The sequence below is a fragment of the Calidithermus timidus DSM 17022 genome (genome assembly GCF_000373205.1).
Classification (GTDB): domain Bacteria; phylum Deinococcota; class Deinococci; order Deinococcales; family Thermaceae; genus Calidithermus; species Calidithermus timidus.
The window spans coordinates 201,988-221,985 of sequence record NZ_KB890699.1; the positions used below are offsets into that span (position 1 = coordinate 201,988).

Annotated in this window: 8 protein-coding genes; 1 reads left to right on the top strand and 7 read right to left on the bottom strand. The window is 67.7% G+C overall.

What is annotated here, in order from left to right; genetic code table 11:
* Positions 1 to 36: 36 nt before the first annotated feature.
* Positions 37 to 5,817, bottom strand: coding sequence for a translocation/assembly module TamB domain-containing protein (locus B047_RS18765; protein ID WP_476695744.1), 5,781 nt, complete (start codon positions 5,815 to 5,817; stop codon positions 37 to 39).
* Between the two features lie 3,578 nt (positions 5,818 to 9,395).
* On the opposite strand from B047_RS18765, the gene B047_RS0112740 reads away from it, so the two are divergent.
* Positions 9,396 to 9,662, top strand: a complete 267-nt coding sequence (locus B047_RS0112740; protein WP_018467353.1) for an acylphosphatase — start codon at positions 9,396 to 9,398, stop codon at positions 9,660 to 9,662.
* A gap of 54 nt (positions 9,663 to 9,716) precedes the next feature.
* Here B047_RS0112740 and hflX read toward each other — a convergent pair whose 3' ends face one another.
* From hflX to B047_RS0112770, 6 genes are all read right to left on the bottom strand, one after another.
* Positions 9,717 to 11,387 (bottom strand): GTPase HflX, encoded by a 1,671-nt coding sequence (hflX, locus tag B047_RS0112745; protein ID WP_018467354.1) that lies wholly within the window; start codon positions 11,385 to 11,387, stop codon positions 9,717 to 9,719.
* Positions 11,388 to 11,471: 84 nt separating this feature from the next.
* Entirely contained in the window at positions 11,472 to 11,879 is a 408-nt protein-coding gene (locus B047_RS0112750; protein WP_018467355.1) for a YbjN domain-containing protein, read from the bottom strand.
* Between the two features lie 43 nt (positions 11,880 to 11,922).
* On the bottom strand, positions 11,923 to 13,689 hold the full coding sequence (gene dnaG, locus B047_RS0112755; RefSeq protein WP_018467356.1) for a DNA primase: 1,767 nt from the start codon (positions 13,687 to 13,689) through the stop codon (positions 11,923 to 11,925).
* Positions 13,690 to 13,784: 95 nt separating this feature from the next.
* Positions 13,785 to 16,859 (bottom strand): AAA family ATPase, encoded by a 3,075-nt coding sequence (locus tag B047_RS16810; protein ID WP_084784994.1) that lies wholly within the window; start codon positions 16,857 to 16,859, stop codon positions 13,785 to 13,787.
* An 11-nt stretch (positions 16,860 to 16,870) separates the two neighbouring features.
* On the bottom strand, positions 16,871 to 17,308 hold the full coding sequence (locus tag B047_RS0112765; RefSeq protein WP_026234866.1) for a hypothetical protein: 438 nt from the start codon (positions 17,306 to 17,308) through the stop codon (positions 16,871 to 16,873).
* 211 nt (positions 17,309 to 17,519) lie between these two features.
* Positions 17,520 to 19,994: a BamA/OMP85 family outer membrane protein gene (locus B047_RS0112770; protein ID WP_018467359.1), complete on the bottom strand. Its 2,475-nt coding sequence runs from the start codon at positions 19,992 to 19,994 to the stop codon at positions 17,520 to 17,522.
* Positions 19,995 to 19,998 lie beyond the last annotated feature (4 nt).

Below are 19,998 nucleotides of genomic sequence, written 5' to 3' on the forward strand. Positions count from 1 at the left end.
AAAGAGATAGCCTCTAAGGGTTTTTGGTGGCTTGAATCAGAAGCGGATCTGCAAGCCGACGCCAAAGCGGTTGTCGGTCTGGCCGCCCTGCTGCTCGGAGCGCAGCGAGAGGTCGAGGCCGAAATTAGGGGTGAAGAAGTAGCCCAGGCCGAAGCTGAGGTTGGGATAGGCCGAACCCAGGTTGTCCAGGCCGAAGCGGATGCGCAGGCCGTCGAGCTGGTATTCGGCCAGGAAGTTGACCCGGAACTGGAAATCGACCTGGGTCTGGAGGTAGAGCTCGGGAGTGATGTATTTGCCGAAGGTGAAGGTGGTCTCCTCAAAGCGCTCCCCATCGCCCAGCCCCCGCACCGTCACCACCACCCGGTCCAGGCCCAGCGCCTGGGCGAGTTGGCCTTCGATCTGGCCGACCAGGAAGTTGGTCAGGGCTACCCCCGCCGAAGTCGCCAGGTTCTGCACGTCGGTCTGGGCGTCGATGCGACCAAAGATCAGCACGCCGGCAATTTCCGCCAAGGTCAGCGGGCGGTTTTCCTCGGGGTGGGTGGCGCTGAAGGTAGGCTCGAGCCTGGCCTTGATGCGCCCATCCTCGCGCACGAAGTGGCTCTTCAAGACCGCGGTGACCTCGACGTTGCCGCGCTCGGTGGGTACTTTGGTCTGGGCCACCAGGGTCACGTCGGGCAGGATGCCTTTGTCGGGGCTGAAGACCGCCTCACTGGTGGCATCCTGGTAGCTATGCAAGATGGTGAAGTTGCGGTCCCACAGGCGGATGTTGCCCTGCAAGGGCACCACGCTTCCGGTGAGGTAGGGGTTGCTCATCGGGCCATTGAGGTACACGTCCCCCGCCAACTCGCCGTTGAGCAAGGGCTCCTGGATCAGCACGCCCCGGCTGGCCATCACCCGCAGGTTGATGAATTCCACCGGCGAGCGGGTGGTGGGGGTGCTCGAGGCCTGGTCGGTCGTGGCGGGGATGGAAAGCTCGGTCTCACCCGGCGGCAGGCCCAACTCAGCCCGCAGCACCTCGATGGTGCCGTTGAGCTTGTAGATCCCCTGTTCCTGCTGGATGTTGACCCCAGCGTAGACCTGACCGCCCTTGAGGAAGTAGCGGGGATAGGAAACCGGAAGCTCGCCCACCAGCGCCCCGGCCAAGTGAGGGAACAGTGAGAGGTAGAGTCGCGCGCCCTGGTTGGGCAGCTCAGCGTTGATGGTGTAACCGGGGTAGCCAAAGGTCAAGGTGAAGGGCTGATTGGGCGGCAGCAGCGGGAAGTTGGCCTGACCCTTGGCATTGATGGTGAAGCCGGAGAGGCTGCCCGAGCCCGACAAATCGGCCTCGGCGGGGTAGGGAGCGGTGAGCTCGAGTCTTCCTTCGGCCTGGGCGGTTTCACCAATGCGTAGCCGGGCGCGAGGGGTCTCGGCGGCAACCGGCCCAAGCTTGAACCTGAAGTTCTCCAGGTCTAGGTTGAGCTCCTGGTCGCGCACGCTGAGCAGCACCGTGCCGCTGCCCTCGGGCACGTAGGGGCGCAGCTGGGGAATCACCTGGAGCACCGGGGTGAAGGTGGTGTTTTCCAGCCTCAGCTCGAAGTCGCTGCCCCGGCGGCCCAAATAGCCCTGGCCCCTCCAGCTCCCGGCTCCATCGAGCTGGAGCCGCTCGACATAGAGGCGCTCGCCGGCGAAGCGGAAGACAGCTTGGCCTTGCAGGGATTCTTTGCTGCTGCTAAAGTGCAGCGCCTGGCCGATCAGGCTGCCCCGGCTCTTCCAAAAATCCTTGAGGTTGTAGCGCAGGTTGGCCTCGCCAGTCCAGGTCGCCTCGCCGTCGAGGGTCCCGGCCCAGGCCGAGACCAGCCAGTGCAAGGGGAAGGCCACAGCCCTGACCTGGACGTCGAGTTCATCGCCCACACGCCGCACGCTGGCCCGGCTGTTACCCAGCTCGAGCTCGCCCTCCACCCCCCCACCTTGGTAGCGGGCGGTGAGCTTGAGCGGCAGGCCCCGGCGCTCCTGGCGGATCTTGCGCTCGAGGCTGTCGATGTCAAGGGGGTCTTCCTCGCTGCGCACCTCGAGGTCCTGGCTCTGCAGCACCACCTCGAGTTGGTTGGGCCGGTAGCTGGCCTTCCCGGTGATGCGGCCCCGCAGGAAGGGCAGCCGGTCGCTGAGCAGGGGCAACTCCTCGATCAGCACCTCCTTCAGCGTGGCCTGGGCCACCAGGCCCTCCTGAGCCAGGCTGGCCTCGAGGTCGATCTCCCCCGAAGTGCCCACCACGCTCCCCTTAGCCTGCAGCTCTCGCCGAGCCTGCAGCTCGAGCTTCAGCCGCGCCGAGATGGGCTCCAACGGCAAGTCCAGGTCTAGCCCGCCGTTCCAGCCCGCGTCCACTCCGCCATAGGCCAGGTTGCCGCGAAGCCAGCGTCCTTCGGCCTCCAGACGCCCTTCGGCCCCCTGGCCGCGCGCCCTGAGCACCTCTTCACCCTGGGCCGCGCGGTAATCGAGTTGCCACTCCCCGCCCAGGCTCACGCTGCCCTCCAGCCTCCCCTGCTGCCAGGGGAGCCACTCGGTAGACGCGTGCTGGCCGCTGAGGGCTACTTTGTCCCCCCTTCCCTCCAGTCGCAGCTCCAATCCGTAAAGCGCCGCCTCGAGCTGGCCGGTCAGGCGGCTGTGGCGGTACTCGAGTTGCCCCTCTCCCAACCCCGGAGCCGTGAGCCCCACGGCAAAGTCCTCCAGGCCCAGCTCGGCGCGCAACTGCCCCTCGCCCAGGGGATAGCTGGCGATCACCGACCGCCCCTGCCCCTCGAAGCTCACCCCCCACTGCCGCAGGCGTCCGGTGGCCTGGCGCGTCGCCAGATCGACCTCGAGGCCCGGCTCACTGCCAGCGCTCAAGCGCAGGCGGGGGTACTCCAAGCTGGCCGTGAGCCCCAGGGCCCTGGCCTGTACGGTGGGAATGGGCTTTTCCCCGCTGAGGGTGAGGATGCCTTCGCGCAGCCTGAGTTCCCCGCTCCAGCTACGGGCGTAGGCTACCTGCCCAGCCAGGTCGCCCTGCAGGGCGGCCTCGAGCTGGCCTGTCGCATAGCTTCCCCGCACCCTCCCGCTACGCCCCAGCGCCTTCCAACCCAGGTCGAAAGTCAGTTTGCTCCAGGGGCCTTCCACCTGACCATCCAGCGTTAGCCCGCCGTAGCTGAAGCCCTGAAGCCTGCCCGCGAGGCCCGCCGCGGAAACCCGGGCTCTCAGGCCTTCACCCTGGGCGAGGAGCTGCTGATCCTGCGAACGCAGCTCGAGGGTCTTGCCGTAGAACGACCAGCGACCCTCCAACCACTGACCAGGATAAGCCCCGCGGGCCTCCAGCTCACCCAGACCCCTCGGCAGCTCACCGTCGTAGCTCCAGCGGGCACTCAGCGCCTCCAGGTCGAGGGTGCCGCGCAGGGGTGCGATGGCCTCCAGACCCTGCACCTCCACCTGCCGGCCCCGCCCCACCAGCCGTAGCGTACCCCACTCCGGCAGACCCAGCCTGGCCTCGCCCTCGACCTCGCGCCGGGCCGGACGGGCCCGCAGGCGGGCCTCGAGGCCGAAGAGCCCCTGAAGGTCACCGTCGATCTGCACGGTGGGGTCGGCCGAGTAGCCACCCAGCAGCTCGGCGCTCAGCTCCCCCCGCCAGCCCTCGCGGCCCTCCAGGCGCAGCAGGCCCCGCTCCAAATCGGCTTCGCCCACCAGCCGACCGTTGGGAATGGGGAGGTCTACGTCCAGAAGGCCGCTGGGACGATTGCCCTCCAGCCGCACCTGACCCCGCAGGTAGGGGCCTTTGAGCTCGGCCTGGAGTTGCTTGTCATAGCGCAGGACGAATTGCTGTTCCCGGTAGCGGCCCTCGAGGCTGGCCTCCAGGCCCACCGGCCTGAGCTGCCCGCTGGCTTCGAACCCCTGCCCGCTGAGCTTGAGCGGCAAGATGAGGCTCTCCAGCGGCCCCTGGGCGCTGCTCTCCAACCGGAGCGGCAGCCCGGTAAAAGGCCCCAAGTCGGTGTCGAGCCGCACCTCCGCCTCCCCGGCCCGGTAGCTCAGGTCGACCCCGGGACCCTGGGCCTCGAGCCAGGGCTGACCTTGGTAGCCAAAGCGCAGCCCGACGCTCGCNCCCTCGCCCAGCACCCGCCCGCTGCCCTGCAGCAGCGGCTGGCTCAGCGTCCCACCCAGCGTGGCGTCGGCCTCGACGCGCGTACGCAGCACGCTGTAGCGGTAGTTGAGCCTGCCGCCGAGCTCGCCCTGCAAAAGCAGCACCCCCTGAGCCTCCAGTTCACCCAGGTTGCGCGGCAGGGCCCCGCCGTAGCGCCAGGTGGCGCTGAGCTTTTCCAGGTCGAGGCTGGCCTGGAGGGGCTCGAGCCCCTCCAACCCGCTGACCGCGACGCTCCTGCCCTGCCCCACCAGCCCCAGCGCACCCCAGCCCTCCAGCCCCACGCGCGCCTCGCCCCACACCTCGCGCGAAAAGGGTCGCGCGGTGAGCTGAGCCTGCAATTGCAGCGGCCCCGAAAGTTCGCCCTGAAGCCGCAGCGCCGCGTCGGTGGAGTAGCCACCCAGCAGCTCGGCGCTCAGCTCCCCCCGCCAGCCCTCGCGGCCCTCCAGGCGCAGCAGGCCCCGCTCCAAATCGGCTTCGCCCACCAGCCGACCGTTGGGAATGGGGAGGTCTAGGTTCAGCCGCCCCTTGGCGCTGCCGTCCTGCCAGCGGGCCTCACCCCGCAGGTAGGGACCACTCAGCTCGAGGCTGAGGGCTTCCTTGTAACGCAGGACGAAGCCTTGGCCGCGGTACAGCCCCTGCAGGGTGCCCTCGAGCCCCTGCAGCGCGAACTGTCCCCTGGCCTCCAAGCCCTCCCCGCTCAGGCGCAGCGGTAGCACCAGGCTCTCCAGCGGCCCCTGGGCGCTGCTCTCCAACCGGAGCGGCAGCCCGGTAAAAGGTCCCAAGTCGGTGTCGAGCCGCACCTCCGCCTCCCCGGCCCGGTAGCTCAGGTCGACCCCGGGACCCTGGGCCTCGAGCCAGGGCTGACCTTGGTAGCCAAAGCGCAGCCCGACGCTCGCCCCCTCGCCCAGCACCCGCCCGCTGCCCTGCAGCAGCGGCTGGCTCAGCGTTCCACCCAGCGTGGCGTCGGCCTCGAGCCGGGCCCGACCCAAAGCCTTCTGGTAGCGCAAACTGCCCGAGAGCCGACCCTGCAGATCGCTCCTGGCGTTCACCGCCACCCCAAAAGCCTCACCCCTGGCCGCGAGTCCCTCCCCCAAGCCCTCCAGCACCAGCGCGACTTGCTCTGCCGCCCCAAAGGGGATCGTCCTCAGGCTGAGGGCCCCGGAGATGGCCCGGCTGGTGTAGAGCAGGTCTCCGTCGAGGGCAAACCGGCGCTGGAGGGCCTCGAGCTCGGCCTGCCCGCTCAGGCGAGCCTGCTCTAACCCGGCCCCCACCCCGGCGGCCACCAGCCGCAAGGTCGCCCCCGACCACCTGGCGCTCCAACGGCTTCCCTCCCCCTCAACCTGCAGCACGCCGGGCTGCTTGAGGTACTGCCTGGGCTCGAGCCCCCCGCTCAGGCGGTAGCGGGTGCCCTCGGTGGCAAAGCCCAGGTCGGCCTGGACCCACTCGCTGCGCAAGCGCAGGCGGCCCTGGCTGGCCTGGGCCTGCAAGTCGATGGCAGCTTGGCTGTGAAGGTCGCCCCAGGGGCTGTGGGCCTCGAGCTCCAGGGTAGGCCGTTCGCGGCTGCCCGCCGCCCGGACCCACAGCTCCCAGCCCTGGCGGCTATAGCGCAGCTCCCCTGAGGGCACTGGGAGCACCTGGACGCTGCCCTGCAAATCGCCCAACCCCTCCAGCAGCATCTGAGAATCGGTAGGCAGGCGGAACCTGACCCCCAAGGCCTGCTCGGGCAGGAAGGCCACGACCTGCCGGTCTCGGTACTCCAGCCGCACCCGCTGATCCCAGGCCACCAGTTCCCCGTCGGCCTGCCCGGTGGCGTCTAGCCCGATCTCGCCCCTGAGGCGGCCCCGGATGGGCTGGTCGAAGGCTTTGGCCAAAGAAGCGGCCTCGAGGTCGAAGCTCACCCGCCCCTGGCGCAAGGTGGCCTGCCCCTCGGGCAGGGTCAGCCGGGCTCGCAAGCCCTCGAGGCTGGGCCGATCGAGCTGGGCCGACAGCCGCAGCGGAACCCCGGCGAAGTGACCCGTCAGCTCGGCTTTGAGGTCGGTGGACTCCCCGCTCAGCTCACCGCTCAGCAACCCCTGCCGGCCCAGCGCGGCGTAAGGCCAGCGTAGGCGGCCCTGGTACTTCAGCCCCTGGCCCCGCAATTGCAGCGGGCCCTCCAGGCTCCAGGTCTGGCGGCGCACATCGGCGCTCAGGCTCCATTGAGCGGGCTCGAGGTAGGGCAGCGCATAGCCGCCCGAACCCCGCAGCTGGAGGTCGCTCCAGGGGCCCTCCAGGCGCAGCGTGCCGCTGAGGTGGGGGATGTCCAGCCTGGCTTCGGCGCTCAGGCCGCGGGCATCGGCAAAGGCCCGCAGCGTGCCCCAGCGGGTGTCGCCGCTCAAGGTTAGCCGCCCCAGCAGGTCCCTGCCCTGGGCGCTGAGCTGGCCGTAAGCGCTGTCCAGCCGCAGGCTGCCGCCCCGTTCGCTCCAGGTGCCCTCGAGCCTCCCCGGCACCCCTAGCGCTTGCAGGTCGTACCCCCTGGCCTCCAGCCGCAGGCGCAACCCCTCGGGGATCGTCCTCCTGGCGTAAGCCCCGCTCAGCACCAGCTTTCCTTGCTGAAAATTGCCGCTGTAGCTGAGGTTGGCCCCCTGACCCGAAAAGCGCAGTCCGCCACCCAGCTTGCTCGAGTCCAACCGGCCTGCGTAGGCCGCCCGGAACAAGTCGGCGCTCGCGCTCAGGTCTATCGGGCCCAGGAAGGGCAGCTCGAGCCTACCCCGCAGCTGCAGGGCCTTCCAGGCTCCGCGCCCCTGTACCTGGCCCCAGGGGTGCTGCAGGCGCAGGCTGCCCTGCTCGAGGTCACCCTGGGCGCTGAGGGTGGCCTCCTGCCCGCCGATCTGCACGGGCAGGACCAGCGTGAAGGGGAACTTCCCACCCCACCGCACCCGCCCCTCGCCGATGCGAGCCTCCTTCAGGTCGAGGTGGAGCGGCACCTGGGCCACTTTAAGGGGACCGAAGTCGGGCAGGGTCAGGCGGCCCTGAAGGGCGGTACCGGGCCAGAGGGGGCCAAAGAGGCGAGCATAGCCACTGGTATCGGCCCATAGGCTCCCGCCGCGCCCCTCGAGCCGGGCCTCGAGCCAGGGGGTCTCGAGCTGGGCAGTCCCGCCGAAGAGCCCACCCTGGTAGCTGAGGTCGGCCTGGGCCCGGATGAAGCCCAGCTTCAGCGGCCCCTGCACCCGCACCCCCTCGCTCCCCGCGCGGATTTGCAGCGTGTCGAGGCTGGCCCGCACCCCCCGCCCGTCGGCCACGCCCCGCAAGGGCAGCCTGCCCAGCGGGGTACGCACCTCGCCGCCGTAGCGTGTACCCAGGCCCTCGAGCACCCCTTCCACCTCGGCCCAGTCGCCCAGCAGGCGCCAGTTCCCCGAGAAGCGGTTTCGGGCGTAACGGGCCTCGCCGCTGAGGACGAAGTCGGTCCCCAACCGCAGGGGCAGGCGGCTGACGCTGAGGTCGAGTATCCCTTCGGCAAAGCGCCCGCTGGCGTAGTCGTTGAAGAAGCGCCATACCCGCCCCTCCTGGCGCACCGCCAGGGGAAAGCGGGCGTAGTCGGAGTCGTAGAGCAAGTCGGCGCTAAAGCGACCACCCTCGAGGCGGCCCTTGCCGCTGAGGCTGCCCACGACCAGCTCGAGGCGCCCCAAATCCAGCGCCAGGTCGTTCCAGCTCCCCGACAACCCCACCTGGCCCAGCCGCCCCCACACCCGGCTTCCCTCGCCCGAGAGGCGGCCCGAAAGGTCGAAGGGCTTGGCGATCGGCGGCAGGTTGACTGTCCTGGACAGCACCTCAGCGCTCCAGCGACTCCCCTGGCTGTAGAAGCTCACCCCCGCCTCGCCCAGCAGGGGTTTGGGCAGGGTGAGCCGCCCCTGGCCCCGCGTGGCGTTGCCCCGACCGGTGAGTTGCAGCAGGCTGCCCAGGCTGTCCTTGAGGTCGACGGTGTAGTCCTGGCCCACCAGCTTGACCCCCGCCACGTAGCCGCGGTCGAAGAAGCGCCCCTGGACGGCGGCGTTAAGGCGAAAGACCTTGTCGAAGCCCAGGGTGCCCTTGTAGCTCAGCGGCTCGTTCAGCAACCGGCCCTGGCCCTCGTACCCGCCGGTGATGACCAGGTTTTCCCAGCCCCGGCCCTCCAGCACCAGCGGTCCGCCCCCCTCCACCGGCAGCACCAGCCCGTAGCTCCTGGCCAGCTCGGCCAGCTTAGGACGGCCCTGCACGCGGAAGCTGTAGTTCTGGGCGCCAATGTCCACCGTGGCGTCGCCCACCACCGGAGCACCCAAGGCAGACCCGGTGAGGTTGGCGGTGACGACGTTGTGCTTGAAGTCCACCGGACCGGAGATGTGGGTGATGGTCAGGCCCACGACGCTGACCTGGGCGTTCTCGAGCCGGCTGTGCCCTTCAATCCCCCGCGGCGAGAGGGTCCAACGGGTTTGGAAGCTTCCGTCCTCGAGGCCGGGGTACCAGTAGCTCAGCGCCCGCACCTCGCCCTCAGCCCGCAGCTCCCAGGCCTCGAACTCCCGCCCGGCGCGGCGCAGTTGCCCGCTGGCCGAGCCCGCGGGCAAGGTGGCGGTGAAAGCGTAGGTTGGGCCGTCGCCCCGAAGGGTGATCTTCAGCGGTGGCAGGACCAGCTTCTTGGCCTCGTCGAAGCCGACTTCAACCCCCTCGAGCTTGAGCTCGTCCACCTTGAGCTTGAGCTGGGCCTCTGCGGCGGGCTGGGGTCGGAAGATCTCCTCCCAGTTCAACAAGGCCTTGACGTTTTTGAGGCGAAGGCGGATGGGCAGCTCACGGCGGAACAGACCGGTAAGCCCGTACTCGAGCTGGATCCGCTCCCCCTCGAGCTCGATACCCGGCTTCTCCAGCCGCACCCCGCGCAGCTCGAGCCCGGTAAGGAGATAGCCCCCGGTCCCCCTCCACTCGCCCTTAAAGCCCGCAGCCTTGAGGATCTCACCCAGCACCAGCGATTGCACAGGCGGCAAGGCCGGAAGCAGTACAACCCCCAAAAGAAAAAGGGCCGGAACCAAACGCCAAAGGCGCAGCCCTCTCCGCTTTTTGGCTTGTTCCGTACGCTTCTCGACCACCCTTCTCCAACTTTCGCAGCCACCAGTTCAAGCTGGCGTTTCCCTCGGAAAACCCAACGCTCATGATAACCAATTCTTTCTGTGTGCTACGTTAACGCAGATTGCAGGGAAGGTTATGGGCGCATTTGTCAAAATCCCAGGCAAGGCCTTAGGCTGACCTCATGACCCGCATTGTGGCCCTGGTCAGTGGAGACGTGCAGGGCGTGGGTTATCGAGCCTTCGCCCAGCGCAAAGCCAAAGAGCTCGGCCTAAGCGGTTACGCTGAAAACCTCCGCGATGGCCGGGTCGAAGTCGTAGCCGAAGGCCCCAGAGAAGAGCTCGAGCAATTCCTGCGCTTCCTGCGCCAAGGCCCCCGCCTCGCCAGGGTGGAGCAGGTGGAGGTGCAGTGGAGCGAAGCCACGGGGCTCAGGGGGTTTTTGACGTATTGAGCGGGGGTCGTACGCCAGGCGCAGGGCGCTGAAGGCTCAAAAAATCCGAACCCTTCAGGGCATGAAATCCGGCAGGTAGCCCGTTTGCGCCCAGACCGCCGGGCGCATGCCCTTGGCGATGAGCTTCTCGGCAAGGGCCTGCTTGAGCTCGGGCAAACCGACCCCGCTCAGCGCCGAGACCGCAAGCCCGCCCAGGCGCTCACGCAGGAACTCGAGGTCATACCCATCGGCCCGATCGGCCTTGGAGAGCACCAGAACCCTGGGCACTTCCACCTCGAGCTCGGCGAGGATTTGCTCGACCACCGCGTAGCGCTCGAGGGCTCCCTCCTGCGAAGCGTCCAGGACGTGCACCAGCACATCGGCGTCGCGGAGTTCCTCCAGCGTCGAGCGGAAGGCCTCGAGCAGCTCATCGGGCATGTGGCGGATGAAGCCCACGGTGTCGGTGTAGAGCACCTCGCCCAGCTTAGGCAAGAAGCCCCGGCGGGTGAGGGGGCGCAGGGTGGCGAAGAGCTTATTCTCGCCCGGCTCGCCCTTCTTGGCCAAGGCCTGCATCAGCGTGGTCTTGCCCGCGTTGGTGTAGCCCACCACCGAGACGACGGGCAAACCGGCCCGCTCACGCTGACGACGGGTCTCCTGGCGGCGGCCCGCGATCTCCCGCAGCTTGCGGGTGAGTTCGGCGATGCGGTCTTGCAGGCGGCGGCGGTCGACCTCGAGCTTGGTCTCGCCCGGCCCACGGGTGCCGATACCACCCCCCAGACGCGAGAGATCCTTGCCCCGACCCACCAGGCGGGGCAAGAGGTACTTGAGCTGGGCCAGTTCGACCTGCACCTTAGCCTCCGGAGTGCGCGCGTGCTGGGCGAAGATGTCGAGGATGAGCTGGGTGCGGTCGAGCACCTTGAGGCTTGTAGCGGCCTCCAGCTCGCGGGCTTGGGCGGGGGAAAGCTCGAGGCCGAAGATCAGGGTGGCGGCGTTCTCGTGGTAGGCCTTGCTCTGCAGATCCTCGATCTTGCCGCGGCCCACCACGTAGCGCGCATCGAGCACCGGGCGGTAGACGAGTTCCTTGTAGGCTACGATGGCCCCGGCGGTGCGGGCCAGTTCGGCCAGCTCGGCCAGATCGACCTCGGCCTGGGTGCCTTCGCCCCGGTCCACGCCCACCAAAATCGCGCGTTCCCCCGAGCCGTCCTGCAGGTCGAGCACCCGCGCCTGGCGCGAAAGCTCTTCCTCCAACGCGCTCACCGCTCCCCCGAGGTCCCACTCGAGGTATTCGTGGTAGGGCCTGGAGGGCAGGATCTGCCAGTCCTCCTGCTCGGCCTTGGGCGGGGAGAGCTGGGCTAAGTGCAGTGCACGGGGCTGGCCACCCTCGACCTCGAGCGCGGCGATCACGTCGAGGCGGTGCAGGAACAGGGTGGACAGATCGGGGCGCGAAAGACCCCCGCCGCCCAGGTGGGTGTGAACAAGGCGATACCCCGAGAGCCGGGTCTCGACGTAGGCCCGCTCGGGGATGGGCACCTCTTTGGCATCCCCCACCGCCACCCGGATCACGTGCCCACTGCGGTCGAAGAGCAGGCTGAGCGGTTTCTCGAGCTCCCCCGAAAGCCCCGCCAAGGTCCCCGCGAGTTCTGCTGTCAGGAGGCGATCCGCCGGAACCTTACGCCGGTAAAGATTGGCTAGCCGCTTTTTTTCGCTGGGTTTGAGACCGTTGGTTCTGCCGAAGATTTGCTCCATTAGCTGGTGGCTCGAGTATAGCACCACGACCCGGCCCCACCCGGGCGTAGCGCCACGTTTAATAGCGACCTCAGCCGCAGCGGCTCACTCCACGATCCCCGCGTCGATCATGCGCAGGTAGGAGAAGAACAAGTTGGACTGGTCATCGAAGTTCTGCACGAACTTGACCACCGTCTCGCGGGTCACGCCGGTGAGCTCGAGGTCGGTCTCGAGCAAGGGGTCGCCGTCGTCGTCGAGGTAGGCCTTGGAAAAGCGGTAGCGCTTGTTCCACTGGTTCATGTGCTTGAGCTCGATCTTGCTGAACCCCGAGAACCCCGCCCGCAACTGCAGGCTGCGCAGGGGGTCGTCGCCATAGGTGATCAGGCGGGCTTTGAGGCCGGTGGAATAGGTAATGCTGAAGAGATCTTCTTCGATCCGCTCGGCCTGGATGCCGGGCAAGTCGAGCAAGAGCCGGAGGGTTTCGGCGCTGAGGGAGAGGATTTCGCTTTCCACCGCCTTATCCTACCGTGGAAGCTCCGCCATGAGGGGAGCGCTCTCAGGTGCGGTACACCCGGCGTTCGGCCTCGATGGCCTGGAGCACCTCCTGGATGTCCTTGGTGAGGGCGCGAATCTCCTCGAGGTCGGAGGCCGCCCTGAGCTGGGCTTTGAGCTTGTCCAAGCGCATCTCGTAGTAGACCTCGCGCAGCCGGGCCATGCTGGTTTGCAGGGTGCGCTCGAGGTCCTGCGGAGCTTCCTCGGGACGTTTCATCAGCGCGTCGAAGAGCCGGTCGCCCTCGCCGCGCTCCTGAAAGTGCCGGATCACCCTGGCCTTGTTCTGGCCGTTCTTGACCACCGCCATGAAGTCGGACAACAGGCTGCCCTCAGGGGGCCAGGTGTGGTCCTCGACGTACTGGCACCAGCTCACGAACTCGGCGTCGGGGACCGAGTAAAGCAGTGAAATCACGTCCAGCTCGCGTAGCAGGCGTTTTTCCGAGAGGTCGGGGCGGGAGAGGCCCAGCGCGCTGGGGGAGTGAGAAGCGGGGGCGCGACGGCTGGCGCGGCTGCGGATGTAGTCGTCGATGGCGCGCGGCTCGAGGTTCAAGCGGCTCATCAGCACCTGCTTGAGCGCACTCACCACCTTGTCCAGCGGGTCGGGGGAAACGAGGCGGGGCAACAGGGCGTCGAGCACTTGCTGCTTGCCCTGGGGGGTTTGCAGGTTGACCCCCCGCGCGGCGACCTGGAAGCGAAACTCCACCTCGGGGAGGGCATTTTGCAGCGCCAGGGTGTAGCGCTGGGCCCCATCTGGAAGGAGCAGCAGGTCGCCGGGGTCTTTGCCGCTTTCTAAGCCCACCGAGTGAACCAGAAAGCCTTTGACGATCTCCAGGTCGAGGCTCTGCAGCGTGGCCTTGCGCCCAGCCTCGTCGGCGTCGAAGGAGAGGTAGAGTTCACGCACCTCCAGACGCTTGAGCAGGTGAGCCTGTTCGCTCGAGAGGCTGCTGCCCAGCACCGCCACCGTCTCGGCGAAGCCCAGCTGGTGCAGTGCGATGGCATCGAAGAGCCCCTCCACCACGATCGCGCGGGCCTTCTCCCGGATGGCCTGACGGGCCTGAGGGTAGCCGTAGAGCAACAGGCTCTTCTTGAACAGGCCGGTCTCGGGGGAGTTGAGGTACTTGGGGGTGTCCTCGGGGGCCAGGGCGCGGGCGGTGAAGGCCACGATGCGGCCCAAGCTGTCGAGGATGGGGAAGGTGACGCGGTTGCGGAAGCGGTCGAAGAAACGCCCGTCGCGCTCGGCCAGTACCCCAGCCCGGCTGGCTTCCTCGGGGCTGACGCCCTTGTTCTGCAGGTAACGCAGCAGGCCGTCCCAGCCCGCCGGGGCGTAGCCCAGGCCGAACTTCTCGATGGACTCCTCGCTCAGGCCACGCCCCTTGAGGTACTCCAACCCGGCCCCGGGAAGGTGGGAGCGAAAGTAGTCCTGGGCCAGGTTCAACACCTCGTACAGCTCGCGCTTCTTGCCCTGGGACCCGAACTCGGGCAGTTCCACGCCGGTCTCGCGGGCCAGGCGAAGGAGCGCCTCGCGGAACTCGAGCCCCTCGATCTTCTGCAAGAAGGCGAATAGGTCGCCCCCGGCCTTGCAGCCGAAGCAGTAGAACAGCCCCTTGGCCTCGTCTACCTGAAAGGAGGGGGTCTTTTCCTGGTGGAAGGGACACAACCCCTTGTAGCGGCCTTTGCCCGCCGGCTTGAGCGCCACGTAACGGCCCACCAGCTCGGCGATGGGGAGCCGGGAGCGAATCTGCTCGACCGCTTGGGCGCTATCAAAGTCCATAATGGCGACCCCGGATGGATCCAGGCGATGAGGCGGTGTGGTTCGATCTTACCCCACTCCCGCAACGACAGACCCCCATGATACGCCCAAAGCGCTCAGGCCGATGAGGGTGGGGCGGAACCCGCGTACCAGAAGTGCCTGAGCCAGGCTCCGAGGATGCCATACCCCTCCACCGCGCGCAGGGGCGAGGCGGGCACGTTTTCCCCCAGCCAACGCAGCAAAGCAGTGCGCCAGGCGTGGGAAAAAGCGTTGGACGGCTGGAATTGCAGCAGGTGCAACACCTCACGCCCCTGCTTTAGCTCCAGCTGAACCCGCAAAAGCCGGGCCAGCTCGTGCAGGGCGGTGAAGCCCGTCTTGCCGGTGTGGTTCATCAGGTGCCGGGCGAGGTGCAGGGCGCGGGTGGGGTTGTGCTCGCTGTGGTACAGGCCCAGCGTGAGCAGGCTGCGGTGATAGATCCAGGGGTTGGGATGTCGCCTGGCCGCGACCAAGGCCGCCTTGAGGGCCTTACGCGGGTCGAAGCCCAAGTGCCACGCCCGCATCCCCATGGCCAGTTGGATCAGTCCGTGGGTGTCGGGGTGGTCGTCGTAGCGCAGGCCTTGGGTCAGGCGCTCGAGCGCGCGGGTGTGCTCTTCGCCGGGGACTAGGGCGTGGGCCAGGGCCAGGTGGGCCAGCAACCAGCCGTCGCCGCTCTCGCTGCAAGCCCGCTCACCCCATTGCACCGCCTCCTCGACGTAGCCGGTCTCGAGCAGGTAGCGCAGTCGCATCCCGTAGGCCCTGGCCCTGGCGGTGGGAGGGGCCGCCTGGAGGTAGCGGGCCATGAGCTCGAGGGTGGTGTAGGTCTGGTGGTAGAGGGCGCTGTCCATCTGCAGGGCAGCCAGCTCGCACAGGCCCTCGAGCTGCAGGCCAACCGGAAGTTCGGGGTTGGGGGTGAAGCCTTGCAGGACCTGCAGGGCCTCGCCAGGACGGTAGCAACGCCACAGGGCGCGGGCCAGTTCCAGCCGCCCCAGGGCCTCGCGGTAGGGAGCGGGCTCGGAGGCTTGCAGGTAGGCCTGGAGCCAGGGGATGGCCTCGGCGTAGTTCTGCTGGCGCAACGCAGCCTGACCCTGCCGCAGGCAGGCCAGGGGTTGGAGGTTTCGGGGGAAGTCGGCGGGGACGAGCTGGGTTGCCTGAGGCATCAGGAGGGCTCTGACCAGGATGGCCCGGGGCTCCTCGCACAAAGAGGGGAAGATCGCCAGCGCCTCGTCCACCATCCCTCGCTCGAAGAGGGCTTCGGCCCGCAGGGCCTCGGCCAGAGGGTTGAGGGAGGCGTGGGGGTTGAGCATCTCGCTGGCCTCGGCGAAGCGACCCAGGCTCAGCAGGCGCTCGGCCATCTCCAGCGCGGTGGTAGCCTGCAAGTTCCCCTCGGCCAGACGCAAAGCCTCGCGGTAAGCTCCAAAGGCTCGGTCGTACTGCATCTCGGCCCAGGCCCGCTGGGCGGCCAGCCGCCAGAAACGGAAGGCCGAGAGGCTGTCGCCAGCGGCCTCGAGGTGCCGTGCGCTCTCGAAGAGCCGGCCCTTCTGCTGGTACCAGCGCGCCGCCTGCAGGTGCCAGTCCTTGGCCTGCTGCGCGCTGACGTGCCCCAGCACCGCCTCGCGCAGGAAGGGTACCGCGAACTCCAGCCCCTGCTCACCCACCTCCACGAAACCCTCGGCCTCCAGGCGCGAGAGATCGGTGTCGTCGCCCAGCACGAAGCGCACCAGCTCGTTGGGGGTGCCGTCACCCAGCACCGCCACGGCATAGAGGGCCTGCCGCACCAGGCGGGGCAGGCTGTCGAGGCGAGGTTGGTAGAAGGGGGTGGGCTCGGGCTCGCCCTGGGGATGGGTGAGGAGCGCGCGCAGCACCAGGGGGAAGCCCGCGCTCAAGCCCGCGAGGGTGAGCGAGCGCCGGGGCTCGAGCCCCGGTTGCCAGATCTGCACCAGTCGCTGGGACTCCTGCAGGCTCAGGGGGGCAAGCTCGAGGACTTGCAGGTCAGGGCCGCGCGACCAGCGGTTGCGGCGGGCGGTCATCACCATCAGCACCCGTCCTTCGGGGGCCTGGCGGGTGAACTCGAGGATGGCCGGCTCGGTGGAGTGCAGATCCTCCAGCACCAGCACCAACGGCGACTGCCGGGAGAGCATCTCCAGCGCCGCCCGCCAGCCCTCGATGAGGTAGCGCTCGAGGTCGCCGGGCTCGAGGTCGGGCTGGTCGATGAGGCCCAGGGTGTAGGCCAGCGCCGCCTCGCTGGGTCGGCCCTGGTCCATGCCCTGTACCCACTGGGCTAAGCTGCCCTTGACGAAGGGTTCGAGACCCTGGCGAATGGCCTGCCGTAGCGCGGTGCTACTGCCCATCCGGGGCGCAATGAGCCCCCGCACCCCCTCGGGCAGACTCCGCAGAAAGTGCTGCACCAGGTGAGTTTTGCCCACACCCATAGGGCCATGAATCACCACCCGGCGCGACTGACCCCGCTGCACGGCCTCGAGTGCTGCTGCGAGCTGCTCGAGCTCGTACTCTCGCCCCACGATCTCCGGGGGCTCCTCACGCAGGCCCAGGTAGCTTAGCGGGGCCAGCGGCTCGGCATAGCCTTTGAGCGTCTGGGCCGGCATGGCCTCGACCCGAGCGCGGGGCACCAGCCTTATGGTCACCTCGTCGCACCACACCTCCCCCGGTGGAGCCGCCGCCGAGAGGCGCTGGGCCAGGTTGACCGCCGGGCCCAGCACGGTCTGGTCACCTGCCATGCCCCCGCCCAGCGGGGTGCGTAGCACCAACCCGCTCGCCACCCCCACCCGTGCGGGCAAGGGGCTGGAGGCCACCATGCTGCGCGCGGCCTCTAGGGCGGCCTCGGCATCGTTGTCCTGACTGCGCTGGGCGCCGAATACCGCCAGGATCCCATCCCCAAAGAACTTATCCACCGTGCCGCCCCGGTTACGCACCTCCCGGGCAGCTTGTTGCAGTGCGCCGTCTACCGTGCGCCAGGTGTCCTNGAGGGGGTGGGCCAGCAGGTACTCGGTGAAGCGCGAGAGATCGAAGAACAGCACCGTCACCCAGCGCCGCTCCTGGGTATAAGCAGGATGCAGTGGGGTGCCGCAACGCACGCAGAAATCCGCCTGCGGCGGGTTGGGGTAACCACAGCGGGGGCAGGTGCTGCTGGCCATGGCTAAGCTCGCTAAGGTCGGAAGGCCATCAAAGGAGGAGCCAAGCGCACCGCGAGGGGCCCAGGCGGCAGAGGCTGGCTCGAGGCCAGCACGAAGAGCAGCTCGGGGCGACCCACCGCAAACAGGTAGAACCCGCGCTCGAGCCCGCGAAGCACCTGGCCCCGCAGCTCGTAACGACCCCCCCCGAGGTGGCTGATGCCGGTGGATTCGGTGTCCTCGCTGGCCTCTACCACACCGTGCAGCAGCACCCGCAGGGGGCTGTGAGGAATGGGGGTGAGCCCCCGGTCGAAGGCGTAGAGAACGCCCGCGGGGGTCAGCAGCTCGAGGATTGGACTCCCGAGGGGCTCAGGAGCGATGGGCCACTCCTGGGCATAAGCCGAGAAGCGCTCCCAAAAGCCTTCGGCGCTATCCTCGAGGATCATCCCCCGCAACGACGGAAGCACGCTCATCGGTCTCATGATACCCATTTCCTAAGGAAGGTCCCCCCCTATGTTGAGGCTTTCTTAAGGAATGTATGAGGGCTTGTTAACCTCGTAGCACGCCCAGCGCCAGTGGCGTATTGCGTCCAACCTTTGGTGTTTTCGCGGTTCCCAACGCGGTGCAGCGAAAATTACCGCCTACAGCAAGGGGCAGCCGTAGGCGGTACTCGTGGGAAGCGCTCTAGAACCACGAGCCAAAGCGAAAGTAGAACTTACCACCGGGGCTGTCGGGGCTGAAGCCGTACTCGACCCGGAAGGGAGGGAGCAAAGCGCCCAGCACGTCGAGTTCAAAGACCAGGCCCAGGCCATAGCCCAGCTTCAGCCCGAAGGCATCCCCAGGGTTCCAGGCGCTGCCAAAGTCGGTGAAGACCACAGCATAGACGTTGGTGCCGCCAGCCGGACTCAAGCCGAAGTCGTAGCGGTACTCCAGCCCCCCCGACACCAGGTAGATGCCACCCAGGGTGCGGGGGTCGTAGCCACGCAGGGTGCTGACGTCATCCACCGCCCCCCCCAGGTAAAAACGCTGGCTCTCGGGAGGGTTGCCCAGCACGACGCCGGTTGAAAGCCGCAGGGCCAGGGCCTGGCGACCCACCTCGTCGAGAGCGAAGTAGGTCTTGCCGGTGATGGAGAAGGGGATGAAGGTCCTGGCCGACTCGCCCTGGGTCGTGGAGATGCCAAAAGCGCTCTGGAGGTCGGCGCTGTAGCCCTGGGTGGGGAAGCGTGGGTTGTTGACCTGAGCGTAAGAGGCATTGCCCTCGAGGCGGAAGGTGCCATAAGGCTTCTCCAGAAGAGCCCGAGCCTCGTCCTCACTGAGGTTGGTGCAAGTGCTGCTCGAAGCGTCCGGGTCGCTGCAGGGCTGGGGGGCGTTGCCGGTCTCGAGCTTGGGAATGACGTATTCGTAGCGCACCCCCAGACCCAGACGCAGGCTCTGCAGGTCCTTGGAGAGGGGGCGGTTGATGCCAATGCGGAAGCCGGTCTTTCGCTCGGTGAACTCCCAGTTGGTCTTGTTGTCGTTGGCGTCGAGCAGGGGATTGTTGGGGCTGGGCACCGTGTAAATGGAGATGCCCACCGAGGTGTTGACCTCCTTGAAGTCGGCGAAATCGGCATAGAGCCAGGGGATCTGGTAGGAGAGGCTGAGGGACAGGGGGTCTCCGGCGTCGTTCTGGCTGAAGGAGAGGTCCAGGCTGCCGCTGTGCAGCAGGCCCCACAGGTTGGTATCGGCCAGGCGCAGGCTCCCCGACCAACCCTCGATGCTGCTCCAGCCCAAAGAGGGCAGGAACTGCAGGGTGCGGGCCTCCTTGAGGCCCAGGGCGACGACCACCTTGTCGGGCGCAGAACCCGGCTTGAGGCTGACCTGCGGCGGCTCGGCTAGGATGCCGCTGCGCACGATGCTCGTCAGGCCCGAGCGCAGGGCGGGCACGGAGTAGAGGCTACCCGGCTGGGGCAGGTAGCGCAGGATGGTCTCGCGCTGGGTGCGGGGGTTTTCGCCGGCATTGATCTCGTAGCCCTCGATACGGATTTCCTGGATGATCTGGGTGTAGACCCCATCCTGAAAGCGAATCTGGGGCTGAGCTACCAGTTCATAACCGGCCTCGCGGTAGAGCGCTAGGATCCGGCCAAAGTCCTCCTGGGCCAGCGCCGGGTTGTAGATGTCGCCGGGCTTGAGACGGACGCGCTCGAGCAGCTTCTGGGTGGGGAAAGCCGTGTTGCCCTCGATGCGCACCTCTTTGATGGGCCCGTAACGCTCGGCTCCCTGCTGCAGGGTGATGCGCACACCGGTGGGCGTGAGCTCGAGCTGGGGTTCGATGTTGCGCTCGAGCTGGCGCGAAAGGGCGTTGACCCCGTCGAGGAGCTTGTCGTAGTTGAAAGGATCGCCCGCCTTGAGGCCCAAGCTGCTGACATCGAGGTCGCCGGCACGGATCTCGGCTATCTTCAGCTCGCGCAGGGCCACCTTGAGCGTGCCCTCTTGCAATTGGGTCTGCTCAGTGTCCACCCCGCTGCCCCGGTAACCGGCGGCGGTGTAGAGCTGGTTAGCCTGATTGACAGCGTCCATGTAGCGCTGAAAGTCGAAGCGGCCATCCTGGGGCACGTTGTTGAAGATGGCCTGCAGGCGCTCCCGCGAGACGTAGCTCACTTCGCCAAGCTCGACCTTCTTCAGCTGCGGGTTCTCCTCGACGCTGAAGGTGAGCTTGACGCCCTTGCTGCCCTCCTCGGCTTTGACGCCCACGACCGGGAAGAAGGGGAAGCCCTGCTGGCGGTAGGCCTGGGCCAATCCATCGGCAGCCTCGCGGGCTTTCTTGGGGTTGTAGGTGACTTCCGGACCGATGGCGAACTGCGTCTCGAGGAAGCGCACCAGCGCGGCCTGGGGGAAGACCTTGCTCTCGACCGCCACGCTCTCGACGGGCGGGTTGGGCACGACCTCTACGATCAGCTTGTTACCTTCAAGCCGCACCTCGGCGTCTTTGAAGTATCCGGTGTCCAGCACGGCTTTACGGGCAGCCTCGAGGTCGCCCGGCTCGTCCCCCACCCCGAAGGGCAAGGCGATGCGGGCCAGGGCCTGCAAAACCGTGTCCCCACCGCGGACTTCTACTTCCTCGATGGGAGCAGCCCAGGCCAGGCTCAGCAGCAAAAGAAAAGAAAGCCCCAGTCGCTTCATGGCG